This window comes from Acidovorax soli, assembly GCF_014207955.1.
Lineage (GTDB): Bacteria > Pseudomonadota > Gammaproteobacteria > Burkholderiales > Burkholderiaceae_C > Acidovorax > Acidovorax soli_A.
The window spans coordinates 309,489-322,987 of sequence record NZ_JACHLK010000003.1; the positions used below are offsets into that span (position 1 = coordinate 309,489).

A 13,499-nucleotide genomic window follows, 5' to 3' on the forward strand; every position below is an offset into this window, starting at 1 on the left:
GGGCAGGTTGCGAAAAGTCCCGGCAGCGACAATACGGCCGATTTTAGTCTCCTGTCGGCACCATGCCGGCACATCCACCGCACCACAGAGTCCAGGGTCCCGCCATGCCGCCTTCGCCACCCCACCCGCCACGCCTGCCCGCCAGCATCTGGGCCCTGGGATTCGTGAGCCTGCTCATGGACATTTCCTCGGAAATGATCCACAGCCTGCTGCCCGTGTTCATGGTCGCGGCGCTGGGGGTGAGCATGCTCACGGTGGGCATCATCGAGGGGATTGCCGAGGCCACGGCCCAGATCCTCAAGGTGTTTTCGGGGGCGCTGAGCGACTGGTGGGGCAAGCGCAAGCCCCTGGCCGTCTTCGGCTACGGGCTGGGGGCAGTCTCCAAGCCGCTGTTTGCCATCGCCACCACGGTGGAACTGGTGGTGTCGGCCCGGCTCCTGGACCGCATCGGCAAGGGCATCCGCGGTGCGCCACGCGACGCCCTGGTGGCGGACCTGGCACCACCCGGCATGCGCGGCGCCGCTTTCGGGCTGCGCCAGTCGCTCGATACCGTGGGGGCCTTCCTCGGGCCCTTGCTGGCCATCGGCCTGATGTTGCTCTGGGCCAACGATTTCCGGGCCGTGTTCTGGGTGGCCGTGCTGCCTGCCGTGCTCTGCATGGTGCTGCTGGTAGCAGGCGTGCGCGAGCCCGAACGGGCGCCCGGGGCCCCGCGCACCAACCCCATCCGCCGCGAGAACCTGCGCCGCCTGGGCCCGGCCTACTGGGCCGTGGTGGCCCTGGGCGCAGTGTTCACGCTGGCGCGCTTCAGCGAGGCCTTCTTGCTGCTGCGCCTGCAGCAGGACGGGCTGCCGCTGGCCTTCACGCCCTTGGTGCTGGTGCTCATGAACCTGGTGTTCGCGCTGGGCGCCTACCCCCTGGGCAAGCTGTCCGACCGGGTGAGCCACCGCGCGCTGCTGGCCGGGGGGCTGGTGGTGCTGATCGCGGCGGACGCTTTGCTGGCCCATAGCGGCCGGGGCGCCGTGGCATGGCTGGGTGTGGCCCTGTGGGGCCTGCACATGGCCATGACCCAGGGGCTGCTGGCCACCATGGTGGCCGATACGGCCCCCGAAGACCTGCGCGGCACGGCCTTCGGCATGTTCAACCTGGTCAGCGGCGTGGCCCTGCTGCTGGCCAGCGCGCTGGCCGGCCTGCTGTGGGACCAGTGGGGGGCAGGCGCCACCTTCGTGGCCGGCATGCTGTTTGCCGGCCTGGCGCTTGTGGGCGTACTGCTGCAGCCCCGCCGCGGCACGCCCGCCACAAAGCCCCCGTCGCAGCAAGGCTGAGGGTCGCACGCGGGGATGCCCCTTAAAATCCGGGGATTCCAGCCTGCCCTGCGGGCCTACCTGCACACACCCTCCATGAGCTCTTCCGCGACCCCCACCCCCCTTTCCTACAAAGACGCCGGCGTTGACATCGACGCAGGCGACGCGCTGGTCGAACGCATCAAGCCCCTGGCCAAGAAGACCATGCGCGAAGGCGTGCTGGCGGGCATCGGCGGCTTCGGCGCCCTGTTCGAGGTGCCCAAGCGCTACCAGGAACCCGTGCTGGTCTCGGGCACCGATGGCGTGGGCACCAAGCTCAAGCTGGCCTTTGAATGGAACATGCACGACACCGTGGGCATCGACCTGGTGGCCATGAGCGTCAACGACGTGCTGGTGCAGGGCGCCGAGCCGCTGTTCTTCCTCGACTACTTCGCCTGCGGCAAGCTCGATGTGGACACGGCCGCGGCCGTGGTGGGCGGCATTGCCAAGGGCTGCGAGCTGAGCGGCTGCGCGCTGATCGGTGGCGAGACGGCCGAAATGCCCGGAATGTACCCTGCGGGCGAGTACGACCTGGCCGGCTTTGCCGTGGGCGCGGTCGAAAAATCGAAGATCCTCACGGGCCAGAACGTGCAGCCCGGCGACGTGGTGCTGGGCCTGGCCAGCCACGGCGTGCATTCCAACGGTTTCAGCCTGGTGCGCAAGTGCATCGAGCGCGCGGGCGCCGAGACCCCCGCCACGCTGGACGGCAAGCCCTTCAAGCAGGCCATCATGGAGCCCACGCGCCTGTACGTGAAGAACGTGCTGGCCGCCCTGGCCGCCCACCCCATCAAGGCCCTGGCCCACATCACTGGCGGCGGCCTGCTGGAGAACATTCCCCGCGTGCTGCCCGAGGGCACGGCGGCCCACCTGCAAAAGGGCAGCTGGCCCCAGACCGAGCTGTTCGCCTGGCTGCAGAAGACGGCGGGCATCGACGACATCGAGATGAACCGCACCTTCAACAACGGCATCGGCATGGTGGTGGTGGTGGATGCCGCCAACGCCGCCGCCACGGCCGCCACGCTGGCCGCCGCCGGCGAGCAGGTCTATACCATCGGCGCGATCGCACCACGCGGTGACGGTGCGGCCGTGGTCGTGGCCTGAGGCCGCCACGCGCCATGGCGCAGCCACCGCTGGAACCGCCACAAGCGGGATCGAACATCGTCCCGGCCTCCCTGACCGAGACCCCCATCGTTGCGGCTCCCTTGTCCGGGGCCGATGGTCCGTTGCCCTTGGGCCCGCTGCCCCGCGGCGTGGCGCTGGCCAGCTACCTGCTGATGGCCGGCGCGCTGCTGCTGGTGATGTGGCGCAACCTGCTGCCCGGCCTGCTCTGCGTGTGCCTGGGCTTTCTGGCCACGCGCGCGCTGGCACGCTGGCTGGCGCGGCTGGTGCAGCGCCGGGGAGCGCTGCAGCCCACGGTGCTGCCGCGCGTGGCCGAGCTGGCGGCTGCGGCCGTGGTGATGCTCTCGCCCCTGGTGTTGCTGGCCATCGGCGTCACGCATTCGCGCGGCTACCTGGTCGAAGCCCCCCAGCAGTACCGCGAGCTGCTGGACTACATGGCGCGCACGGTGCTCGAGCTGCGCCTGAAGCTGCCGGCCGACATGGCCAGCCACCTGCCCGAAGGTGCGGCCGAGATCCAGCGCATCATCGCCAACTACCTCGGGGCCAAGGCCGGTGCCCTGGCCATGGCCGGCCGTGCCTGGCTGGCCGGCCTGCTGTTCGCCTATGTGGGCCTGCTGATCGGTGCGCTCGCGGCCGTGCGGCCACCGGCACCGCCGCGTGGCCCCCTGGCCGTGGCGCTGCAGCAGCGCATCACGCTGATGGGTGAGGCCTTTCGCCAGATCGTGGCTGCGCAGTTCTGGATCGCCAGCTTCAACACCTTGCTCACGGCACTGTTCCTGCTGTTCGTGCTGCCCATCTGGAAGCTGGAACTGCCCTACACCCCTGTGCTGATCACCTTGACCTTCGTGGCCGGCCTGGTGCCCATCGTGGGCAACCTGCTGTGCAATGCGGTGATCACCATCGTGGGCCTGTCGGTGTCGCCGCTGGCGGCTGCGGCCTGCCTGGGCTTCCTGATCCTGATCCACAAGGCCGAGTACGTGATCAACGCCAAGGTCGTGGGCCGGCGCACGCACATGGGTGTGTGGGAGCTGCTCAGCGTGATGTTCGTGGCCGAGGCGGTGTTCGGCCCCGCCGGCCTGGTGGCCGCGCCGCTGTTCTACGCCTACCTCAAGAAGGAACTGGCCGCAGCCCGACTGGTGTGAAGTGAAACACCCCCTGAGTCGCTTCGCGCCTCGGCACCACCGCCAGAGGCGGTGGCTCTTCGGGCATGTCCAAGCCTGCGCAGGCAGGCTTGGAGCCGCAGCCCTCAGCCCCTCTCTCATATTGCTGCGCAACCTGGGAGGGGGACGCTCCCGGTGCACGCAAGCGAAGCGCCGCCTGGGCGGCTTGGCGGCCCTTGCACGGGAGCACTGGCCTTGGCAGCGCCAATTCCATGCACCGCATGAGTGGCCGCTTACTTTTCTCCAAACTGACGAGCAATGAAGGTCCAGGCCAGGGCCGAGGCATCCGGGCCCGCCGGATCGCTGTAGGCCAGGCCGGCCGTGCCCCCGCTCCAGGCATGGCCCAGGCCGAGGATCTCGCGCACCACCACCACGCTGCGTGAGCGCGCCCGGTATTCCGTCACCCGCATCGCATGGCGCTTGCCGCGCTGCAGGGTGCGCGCCATGCCCTCGCGCGCGCCCAGCGACCCGGCCCACAGCGCGGCCGTGGCCGTGGCATTGCGCAACGAGACCACCTGGTCGGCATCGCCATGCAGGATCATCAGCGGTGGCAGGGGTGGCAGTGGCGTGCCATCGATGCGCACGCCTGGAAACAGCGCACTGGCACCCGGCGGATCGGGCAGGTGGGCCTCGCGCTTGCCATGCATGGCGGCCATGGCCGTGGCGGCCGATTCGGCCGTGCCGGGCGCCACGCCGGAATGCATGACCACGGCGCAAAAACGCTCGGGGTAGGTGGCGCCCAGCAGGGCCGCCATGCTGGCGCCGGCCGACAGGCCGGCCACCGCCACGCGGGCCAGGTCCACCGGGTGGCGGCGCGCCACCTGGTCCACCGCGGCGAGCAGGGTGGCGGCCTCGGCCTGGGCCTTGCCGCTGCGCCGGTCGAACCAGTTCCAGCAGCCATGTGCGTTGGCCACGCGCTCCTGCTCGGGGTAGAGCACCAGAAAGCGCCGGCGCGCGGCCAGCCGGTTCATGCGCGAGCTGGCCGCCAGGTCGCGCCCGGTCTGGCCACAGCCATGCAGCATGACCAGCAGGGGCAGGGTCTCGCCCTTGCGGAGTGCCAGGCCGGGCGGCACATACAGGTGAAAGCGCCGTGCCCCCGCCGGCCCGGGCGCAATGCCGGCCAGCCACTCGCCGGCCACGGGCCTGGGCTTGCGCGGACGGGGTGTCGCCGCCGCCAGGCGCGGCAACTGGGCGGCCTTGGCCATCCGGGGCATGGCCTTGAGCGCCGTGGCGGCCTGCGCGCGCATGGGCTTGGCCGCCTTTTCGAGGGCCTTGAGGTTGCGCTGGTAGGCACGGGTCAGCGCCGAGAGCGAGAACAGGCGGGAGCGGCGGGCCATGGGCAGGGGTCGGGGAGTGCGATCCATCTAGGGAAAACCCTAGCCACCATACCAGCTTCTGGCGTCACCCGCCCTACGCTACAGCATCCGTAGCAACCCAGCCTTCGCCAACAGGCGGTTCAGCAAAAGTCCAGGACAAAAAGCGTGTGTGCAGTGGCCGAGCACCCGCGAAACACCCGATTCATGGCTGAAACTGATCGATAGATGTCCCGGCTCGGCAGGACTTCCCGGCTCTAATTCATGAAGATTGGGTCATTGCAACCCGAATCCCGGTAAAAGCCCATGAAAACCTGTCTGATTGTGATCGATGTCCAGGAATCCTTTCGCCAGCGCCCCTATTTCACGGAGCACGATCTGCCCGCCTACCTGGCGGCACAGAACGCGCTGATCGAAGGCTGCGTGGCGCAGGGTGTGCCGGTGGTGCGCATCTTCCACAGCGAGGGCCCGGCCGAAGTCGGCAATGCCTTCGCGGTCGAATCCGGCCATGTGCGGCCGCTCGAAGGCCTGGCCGCTTTCGAGGCCGCGGCCAGCTTCACCAAGTCGCGCCACAGCGCGCTGGTAGGCACGGGCCTGGAGGTCTGGCTGACCCGCCAGGGCATACAGCGCCTGATCGTGAGCGGCATCCGCACCGAGCAATGCTGCGAGACCACCACGCGCCATGCTTCCGACCTGGGCTGGGAGGTGGACTATGTGGTGGACGCCACGCTGACCTGGGACATGGTGCAGCCCGATGGCCGCCCCTTGCCTGCCGCCGACATCAAGGCCCGCACCTCCACCGTGCTGGCGGGCCGCTTTGCCACCCTGCGCACCGTGGACGAGGCCCTGTCGGCCGCGGCGGCCGCGGGCTGAACGGGGAAACGCCATGCGCGCCACCGTCTGCGAACTGCCCTACCAACCCGCCTTGCTCGAACCGGCCTGGGCGGCCCTGTGCGCCCATGCGCGCAGCGAACGCTCCGAGCTGGTGCTGCTGCCCGAATTCGCCTTCGTGGAGCCGGTCTGGGAATCCACACCGTTCGAGCCGGCGCGCTGGGCCGCCGCCGTCGCCCGGAGCGATGACTGGACGGCGCGGCTGCACGAACTGGGCGCCGCGCGCGTGGTGGGCGCCCGCCCGGTCACCGTGGGCGGGCGGCACTTCAACGAAGGCTTTGCCTGGACCGCACAGGGTGGCTACCAGCCGCTGCGGCGCAAGTTCCATCTGCCCGAAGAGCCCGGTGGCTGGGAGGCCCACTGGTTCGAGCGCGGCGACGCCGAATTCGCGCGCTTTGCCGCCGGCGCCCTGGGCTTTGGCCTGAGCATCTGCACCGAGCTCTGGGCGCTGGAGACCTATGCCGGGTACGCGGCCCTGGGCGTGGAGGCCATCCTCACGCCGCGCGCCACCGCCGCAGCGACCACCGCCAAGTGGCTGGCCGTGGGCACCGTGGCCGCCGTGCGCACCGGCGCCTACAGCCTCTCGTCGAACCGGGTCGACCGCGCTGCCGGCACCTACGGCGGCGCGGGCTGGGCGATCAGCCCCGACGGCGCCCTGCTCGCGCGCACCACCACTGACCAGCCTTTCTGCACGGTGGACGTGGACCCGGCGCTGGCCGCAGCCGCCCGGAGCACCTACCCCCGTTATGTCTTCGCTTCGGCAGCGCCACGGCGCTGAGCCCCCTTCTTTCCCTTGACCGCCACAGCCCCAACCATGAGCACCGCCTCCCCCGACCCACGCCCCCTGCAAGTTGCCATCCTGGTCTTCGACGATGTCGAAGCCCTGGACCTGGGCGGCCCCTACGAGGTCTTCACCACCGCCTGCCGCATGCAGCAGCGCCTGCAGCCCGGAGCCCCCACGCCTTTTGCCGTGCAATGCGTGGCGCGCGACATGGCGCCCGTGCGCGCCCGGGCCGGCCTGCGCGTGCTGCCCGACGCCGACTTCGCCACGGCCGCCGCGCCGGACCTGCTGGTCGTGCCCGGCGGCGTGGTCGATGCGGCCGCCGCCTGCGCCGAAACACGCGCCTGGGTGGCGCGAGCCGCCGCGGGCGCGCAGATCACGGCCTCGGTCTGCACAGGGGCCTTCATCCTCGCAGCGGCCGGGGTGCTGACCGAAGGGCCGGCCACCACGCACTGGGAGGACATCGCTGACCTGCGCGCGCAGTTCCCCGCGCTCGATGTGCGGGAGAATGTGCGCTGGGTGGACCGCGGTGCGCTGGTCACCTCGGCCGGCATCAGCGCCGGCATCGACATGTCGCTGCACCTGGTCACGCGCCTGGCAGGCCGGGCGCTGTCGGAGCGCACTGCCCGCCAGATGGACACGCCATGGAACCCCGAGCCCTGAACGCACCCGCCTCTCCCATCCACGTCTACTTCGCCCTGCTGCCCGGCAGCCTGGTGCTGGACTGGGCCGGCCCGGCCGAGGCGCTGCGCATCGCCAACCAGCTGCTGCGCGCCCAGGGCCTGCCCGAGCGCTTCGTACAGCACTTCACGGCCCCCACGCCGCAGGCGGTGACATCGGTGGGGGCCATGCTGACGGACCTGGAACCCCTGCCCACCCCCCTGCCCCAACCGGCCTGGGTGGTGCTGGTGGGCCTGCCGGGCAAGACCATCGCGGTGGACAACAGCGAGGCGCGCGACCTGCTGCACTGGCTGCGCGGCATGCGCCTGGCCGCAGGCCGGCTGGAGCTGGTCACGATCTGCGCGGGCGCCGTGCTGGCGGCCCATGCCGGCCTGCTGGCCGGCCGGCGCGCCACCACCCACCACCAGCACCTGAACGAGCTGGCCCAGGCCGACCCGCACTGCGATGTGGTGGCCAACCGCGTCTTCGTGCACGACGGGGCCCTGCACAGCAGCGCAGGCGTGACCACCGGCATCGACCTGATGCTCTACCGCATTGCCGATGCCTGCGGCCCGGCCATCGCCGCCCAGGTGGCGCAGACCATGGTGGTGGCGCTGCGCCGCGGCCCGCAGGACCCGGAGCTGTCGCCCTTTCTGCACCACCGCAACCACCTGCACGGGGCCCTGCACCGCGTACAGGACGCCGTGGGCCAGCAGCCCCAGGCCGCCTGGAACGTGGGCGCCATGGCCGAGGTGGCGCACACCTCGCCGCGCCACCTGAACCGGCTGTTTCTGGAGCATGCGGGCATTGCGCCGCTGGAGTACCTGCGCCGCATCCGCCTGGCCGCCGCCGAGGCGGCCCTGCAGTCGGGCCACAACGTGACGCAGGCAGCGGCGCTGGCGGGTTTCAGCTCGGACACCCAGTTGCGCCGCGCCTGGCACCAGTTCGGCCGCCCCGGAACACCAGCACGTGAGGCATCCGTTCGCCATTGAGCGCGGGCCCGGCAATTTCCTTGCCACGCCAGGCCGCAGTCAGTCCCATAATGCCTTTTCGTGCGTTTTGGAATGCCCCGATCGACATGCAAGAACCCGCCCTCCCCGCCAATGAAGACGAGCGCCTGCAGGCCCTGCGCCAGCTGCTGATCCTGGACACGCCGCCCGAGGAGCGCTTTGACCGCATCGTGGCCTTTGCCGCCCAGGAGTTCGACATGCCCATCGCGCTGATCTCGCTGGTCGATGCGCAGCGCCAGTGGTTCAAGGCGCGCGTGGGCCTGGACGCCGAGGAGACGGGGCGCGATGTGTCGTTCTGCGCACACGCCATCCTCACGGACGAGACCATGGTCGTGCCCGACACCGCGCACGACCAGCGCTTTGCCGACAACCCGCTGGTGACCGGCGGCCCGGGCATCCAGTTCTATGCGGGCGCCCCGCTCAAGCTGCCCGACGGCCAGAACATCGGCACCCTGTGCATCATCGACCAGCAGCCGCGCACCCTGGACCGGGTGGACCTGGCCATCCTGGCCTCGCTGCGCGACCTGGCCGTGGAAGAGCTGGTGCGGCGCGAAGCTCACGACACGCCCCCCGAGGACAAGAAAGGAGACACCGCATGAGCGCACGCGACATCCTGCTGGTGGAGCCCAGCATGCTCACGGGCAGCATCATCGTCTCGACCGCACGCCAGCTGTCCCTGCCCGAGGTGCGCCAGGTGGCCAGCGTGCGCACGGCGGAGCAGCATCTGGCCCAGCGCGACTATGCGGGCGTGATCGTCTCGCTCGAAGAGCAGAAGGAGGCCATGGAGCTGCTCGAACAGGTGCGCAGCTCGCGCCTGGCGGTCGCCGCCTCGGTGCCCGTGGCGGTCACCACCGCGCAGGTCGACGCCCAGACCGCCGACCAGATGAAAGCCCTGCGCGTGCGCCGCGTGCTGCTCAAGCCCTTCAAGGTCAAGGACGTGATCACCACCATCGAGCTCCTGAAAAACACCTGAGCCCGTACCCAGGCCGAAGCGCCTGAAGGTGCGCGCTACCGTTCAACTGCGCACGGCCCAGACCAGTGCTCCCGTGCAAGGGCCGCCCCGCCGCACCGGGAGCGTCCCCCTCCCGACTCGCACAGCGAGTCGAGAGAGGGGCTGAGGGCCGCGGCTCCAAGCCTGCCTGCGCAGGCTTGGACGTGCCCGAAGAGCCACCGCCTCTGGCGGTGGTGCCGAGACGCGCAGCGTCTCAGGGGGTGCTTAATAATTATCAGGGACGTACATGCTCGCCGGCACCGGCTGGCGCAGGTACTCGGGGTTGCGCACACGGTCCGGCAGCACCACCGGGGGGTGGGGCACGTCCTGGTAGGGAAACTGCGACAGCAGGTGCGCAATGCAGTTCAGCCGGGCTTTTTTCTTGTCCACGGCCTGCACCACCCACCAGGGGGCTTCGGGAATGTGGGTGCGCTCGAGCATGGTTTCCTTGGCCTTGGTGTAGGCCTCCCAGCGGATGCGGCTTTGCAGGTCCATGGGGCTGAGCTTCCACTGCTTGAGCGGATCGTGGATGCGGCCCAGAAAACGCAGGTGCTGCTCTTCGTCGGTGATGGAAAACCAGTACTTGACCAGCGTGATGCCCGAGCGCACGAGCATCTTCTCGAACTCGGGCACGGTGCGGAAGAACTCCTCGTACTCATCGTCGGAGCAAAAGCCCATGACGCGCTCGACGCCGGCGCGGTTGTACCAGCTGCGGTCGAACAGCACGATCTCGCCCGCGGCCGGCAGGTGCGCCACATAGCGCTGGAAGTACCACTGCGTGCGTTCGCGGTCGTTGGGCGCAGGCAGTGCGGCCACCCGGGCCACGCGCGGGTTCAGGCGCTGGGTGATGCGCTTGATCACGCCGCCCTTGCCGGCCGCGTCGCGGCCCTCGAACAGGATCACCACCTTCTGGCGGCTGTGCTGCACCCAGTCCTGCAGCTTGACGAGCTCGCCCTGCAGGCGGAACAGCTCCTTGAAATACTGCTGGCGCGCGTGCCGGTCGGTGGGCATGGGGTCGCCGATCTCGTCGACGTTGCGGTCCTCGATCTCCAGCTCCAGTTCTTCGTCGTAGCTGTCGATCAGGTCGTTGGCGATGCGCTGCATCAGGTCCTGGGCATCGATGGGGGCGTTCTGGAGCATGGCTTGTGCACGGCAAATGGGATCGATCCATGATGCGCGCGCCCGGTGACAACTGCATGACATGCACATGAAGCGTCACACCACTGTCATCTGGCGGCCGCACCATGGGCTCCATTCCTCGCTGCGGCCGCTTTCTTTCCGCCTCCCCGTGCCACGCTGCCTTTTCCCATGAACACACCCCTTGCCGGCGCGGCCGCCGGCCAGAACTACGGCGGCGATGCCGCGGGCCTGATCTGCGCCTACCGCATGGACGGCACCGGCCCCGCGCAGCCCATCGACTCGGTGCAGGCCGCCGAATGGCTGCTGGCGCATGGACAGGAGGAGGCGGAGGCGCCCGCCACCGCACCGGCGGAGAACGCCGCGCCCCCGCCCTTCCTCTGGCTGCACTTCAACCTGAGCCAGGCGCAGGCCATGCGCTGGATGGAACGCCATGCCGGCTTGCCCGACGCGTTCTTTGAGGCGCTCCGGGAAGGTTCGCACTCCACCCGCATCGAGCGCGATGACGACACCCTCATCGCCGTGCTCAACGACGCGCATTTCGACTTTGCCTTCGAGCCCTTCGACATCGCCACCCTGTGGATCAGCGTGGCGCCGCACCTGGTGGTGACGGCCCGGGCCCACCCGCTGCGCTCGGTAGACGCGCTGCGCACGGCGGTACGCAACGGGCATTCGCCCCGCTCCAGCGTGGCCCTGCTGGAGCAGCTGATGCGCACCCAGGCTGCGGGGCTGGTGGACATCGTGCGCGGCGTCACCCAGCGCATCGACGGCATCGAGGACGAACTGCTGGCCGGCCGGCTGGACCACAAGCGCGCCCGCCTGGGCGTGCTGCGCCGGCTGCTGGTGCGCCTGCAGCGCCTGCTGGCACCCGAGCCGGCCGCCCTGTTCCGCCTGCTGCAGAACCCGCCGGCCTGGATGGGGGCCGAGGACGCGCAGGAGCTGCGCGACTCGACCGAGGAGTTCTCGGTGGTGCTGCGCGACATGCAGGGCCTGCAGGAGCGCATCAAGCTGCTGCAGGAAGAAGTGGCCGCCAACGTGCAGGAGGCCAACAGCCGCAGCCTGTTCGTGCTGACGGTGGTGACGGTGCTGGCCCTGCCCATCAACATCCTGACCGGCCTGCTGGGCATGAACGTGGGCGGCGTGCCGCTGGCGGACAGCCCGCACGGCTTCTGGATCATCGTGGGTCTGCTCGTGGTGTTCATGCCGGTGGCGGCCTGGATCGCCCTGCGCGGGCCCAGGGACCGCTAACCTGCCAAAGGAGGCGGCCCATTACAATGCCGCCCCTTGCCCTGCCGCTCCCGTTTTCCCGCGCCACCATGAACATCGTCGTCAACGAAGAACTCAAAGCCTATATCGATCCCCTGACCCGCGACGAGCACGACGCCCTGGAGCGCAGCCTGCTGGCCGAGGGTTGCCGCGATGCCCTGGTGCTGTGGGGCGATGTGCTGGTGGACGGCCACAACCGCTACGGCATCTGCCAGAAGCATGGCCTGCCCTTCCAGACGGTGCAGAACACGCATTTCCAGAGCATGGAAGACGTGCACCTGTGGATGATCGACCAGCACCTGGGCCGGCGCAGCGTGTCGGACTTCCAGCGCGGCGTGCTGGCGCTGCGCAAGCGCGAGATCGTGGCCGCGCGCAAGGCCCGCGCCGCGGCCACGCCGCCGGAACCTGTGGACGAGGCCGACCTGCCCTGGTCCTCGGACGGCCCGGTGGCTGCGCCGCCGCCGCCCGCCCCGGCGCCGGATGTGCCCTCCGAATCCCTGAGCAGCCGCGAGGCGATTGCCCGCGCGGCACGCCTGAGCAGCAGCCAGGTGGTGGCCATCGAGAAGATCCAGAAACAGGCGGCCCCCGAGCTGGTGGCGGCCGTCAAGTCGGGCACCATCTCGCTGGCCACGGCGGCCACCGTGGCCACCCTGCCTGCCGAGGAGCAGGTGGCCGCGGCCAAGGGGGGCAAGGACGAACTCAAGCAGGCCGCCAAGCGCGTGCGCGACGCCAAGCAGCGCAAGCCGCGGGAGGACAAGGAAGCGGCGGAAGATGCGCCAGGCCAGGAGGCACCGGCAGGCGGCAGCGACGACGAAGTGCGGACCTTGCGGCTGCGCGTGGCCGAACTGACGGCCGAAAACGAGGCGCTGCGCGCCGAACTGGCTCGGCTGCAGGGCTGATACGTCACACCATCCCCCCGGCAGGCCGCCGGAGGGTGCGGCTATTCGTTGGCGCTGCGCAGGGCGCCCAGGCGTTCAGTGATGTGGTCGATGTCCAGGCCGTCCTCCACATGCTGGAGGTAGGTCTCCAGATCGAAGATGGCCTCGGTCAGGTTGCCGCGCTCGGCGTGCGCGAGGCCACGGTCGCGCCATTCGCCCCAGGCCTCGGGCTGCAGCACGATCAGGCGGTCGAGCACGGCGATCAGGCGCTGCCAGTCCTGCTGGGTGCGGTGCACCTCCTTGAGGTTGCGCAGCATGCGCGCGATGATGTCGCGCGGCGTGGCGGCCTGCAGGTACAGGCCCAGCGGCACGTCGTAGTCGTCGATGAGGCCGTTGCGGCGCTTGTAAGGTTCGAGCCGCTCGCCCAGCTCCTCCCGGCTCAGCGACTGGCCGGTGATCGGATCCAGCACCACCTGCCCCTTGGGCAGCAACACCTTGACCATGAAATGCCCCGGGAAAGCGATGCCACGCGCATGCAGGCCCAGGCCCTGGGCCAGCTCCATCCAGAGCACGGCCAGGCTGATGGGAATGCCCCGGCGCGTGCGCAGCACGGCATTGAGGTAGCTGTTCTCGGGGTCGTAGTAGTTGTTGACGTTGCCGCCAAAGCCCATGTCGGCAAAGAAGAACTGGTTGAGCGTGCGCAGGCGCTGCAGCGCGGGGGCATCGGCCGGCAGGCGGCGCTTGATGCGCGCCTGCAGTTGGTCCATGTCGCCCAGCAGCAATTGCACGTCGAATTCGGGGTACTCGTCCTGCGCCAGGCTGGCAGCCGCCTCCAGCAGGGGAAAGTGGTCATCGCTCTGGACCAGCGATGCAAAGTACTCCAGCGAGGTGGGTACGGTCAGACTCAGTGGCATGCCATGGTTGTACGGTGCTGCCCCCGCCGCGTCAAGCGG

At 69.8% G+C, this 13,499-nt stretch carries 14 protein-coding genes; 11 read left to right on the top strand and 3 right to left on the bottom strand.

Annotated elements, in window-relative coordinates:
• The first annotated feature begins 104 nt into the window (after positions 1-104).
• From HNP48_RS10135 to HNP48_RS10145, 3 genes are all read left to right on the top strand, one after another.
• Positions 105-1,322, top strand: a complete 1,218-nt coding sequence (locus HNP48_RS10135; protein WP_184856789.1) for an MFS transporter — start codon at positions 105-107, stop codon at positions 1,320-1,322.
• 75 nt (positions 1,323-1,397) lie between these two features.
• Positions 1,398-2,441, top strand: coding sequence for a phosphoribosylformylglycinamidine cyclo-ligase (purM, locus tag HNP48_RS10140; protein WP_184856790.1), 1,044 nt, complete (start codon positions 1,398-1,400; stop codon positions 2,439-2,441).
• A gap of 14 nt (positions 2,442-2,455) precedes the next feature.
• Positions 2,456-3,601, top strand: coding sequence for an AI-2E family transporter (locus tag HNP48_RS10145; protein WP_260420184.1), 1,146 nt, complete (start codon positions 2,456-2,458; stop codon positions 3,599-3,601).
• Between the two features lie 251 nt (positions 3,602-3,852).
• Here the strand turns inward: HNP48_RS10145 and HNP48_RS10150 are convergent, their stop codons facing one another.
• Positions 3,853-4,956, bottom strand: a complete 1,104-nt coding sequence (locus HNP48_RS10150) for a PHB depolymerase family esterase (protein ID WP_184856791.1) — start codon at positions 4,954-4,956, stop codon at positions 3,853-3,855.
• 282 nt (positions 4,957-5,238) lie between these two features.
• Between HNP48_RS10150 and HNP48_RS10155 the strand changes: the two genes are divergently transcribed.
• The 6 genes from HNP48_RS10155 to HNP48_RS10180 all read left to right on the top strand — a co-directional run bounded on the left by HNP48_RS10155 (position 5,239) and on the right by HNP48_RS10180 (position 9,247).
• Positions 5,239-5,805: an isochorismatase family protein gene (locus HNP48_RS10155; protein WP_184856792.1), complete on the top strand. Its 567-nt coding sequence runs from the start codon at positions 5,239-5,241 to the stop codon at positions 5,803-5,805.
• Positions 5,806-5,818: 13 nt separating this feature from the next.
• A complete protein-coding gene (locus HNP48_RS10160) occupies positions 5,819-6,601 on the top strand; it encodes a carbon-nitrogen hydrolase family protein (RefSeq protein WP_184856793.1) in 783 nt (260 codons plus the stop codon).
• A 36-nt stretch (positions 6,602-6,637) separates the two neighbouring features.
• Positions 6,638-7,267, top strand: a complete 630-nt coding sequence (locus tag HNP48_RS10165) for a DJ-1/PfpI family protein (RefSeq protein WP_184856794.1) — start codon at positions 6,638-6,640, stop codon at positions 7,265-7,267.
• Entirely contained in the window at positions 7,249-8,256 is a 1,008-nt protein-coding gene (locus tag HNP48_RS10170; RefSeq protein WP_184856795.1) for a GlxA family transcriptional regulator, read from the top strand. Before HNP48_RS10165 ends, HNP48_RS10170 begins: the two co-directional genes overlap by 19 nt.
• Positions 8,257-8,342: 86 nt before the next feature.
• On the top strand, positions 8,343-8,873 hold the full coding sequence (locus HNP48_RS10175) for a GAF domain-containing protein (RefSeq protein ID WP_184856796.1): 531 nt from the start codon (positions 8,343-8,345) through the stop codon (positions 8,871-8,873).
• Positions 8,870-9,247 (top strand): histidine kinase, encoded by a 378-nt coding sequence (locus HNP48_RS10180; RefSeq protein ID WP_184856797.1) that lies wholly within the window; start codon positions 8,870-8,872, stop codon positions 9,245-9,247. Before HNP48_RS10175 ends, HNP48_RS10180 begins: the two co-directional genes overlap by 4 nt.
• A gap of 243 nt (positions 9,248-9,490) precedes the next feature.
• On the opposite strand, the gene ppk2 is transcribed toward HNP48_RS10180, so the two are convergent.
• On the bottom strand, positions 9,491-10,405 hold the full coding sequence (gene ppk2, locus HNP48_RS10185; protein WP_184856798.1) for a polyphosphate kinase 2: 915 nt from the start codon (positions 10,403-10,405) through the stop codon (positions 9,491-9,493).
• A 168-nt stretch (positions 10,406-10,573) separates the two neighbouring features.
• Here ppk2 and HNP48_RS10190 point away from each other — a divergent pair, with 168 nt between their 5' ends.
• A complete protein-coding gene (locus HNP48_RS10190) occupies positions 10,574-11,650 on the top strand; it encodes a transporter (RefSeq protein ID WP_184856799.1) in 1,077 nt (358 codons plus the stop codon).
• 68 nt (positions 11,651-11,718) lie between these two features.
• Positions 11,719-12,567, top strand: coding sequence for a plasmid replication/partition related protein (locus tag HNP48_RS10195; RefSeq protein WP_184856800.1), 849 nt, complete (start codon positions 11,719-11,721; stop codon positions 12,565-12,567).
• Between the two features lie 41 nt (positions 12,568-12,608).
• Here HNP48_RS10195 and HNP48_RS10200 read toward each other — a convergent pair whose 3' ends face one another.
• Positions 12,609-13,460: a SirB1 family protein gene (locus HNP48_RS10200; RefSeq protein ID WP_184856801.1), complete on the bottom strand. Its 852-nt coding sequence runs from the start codon at positions 13,458-13,460 to the stop codon at positions 12,609-12,611.
• Positions 13,461-13,499 lie beyond the last annotated feature (39 nt).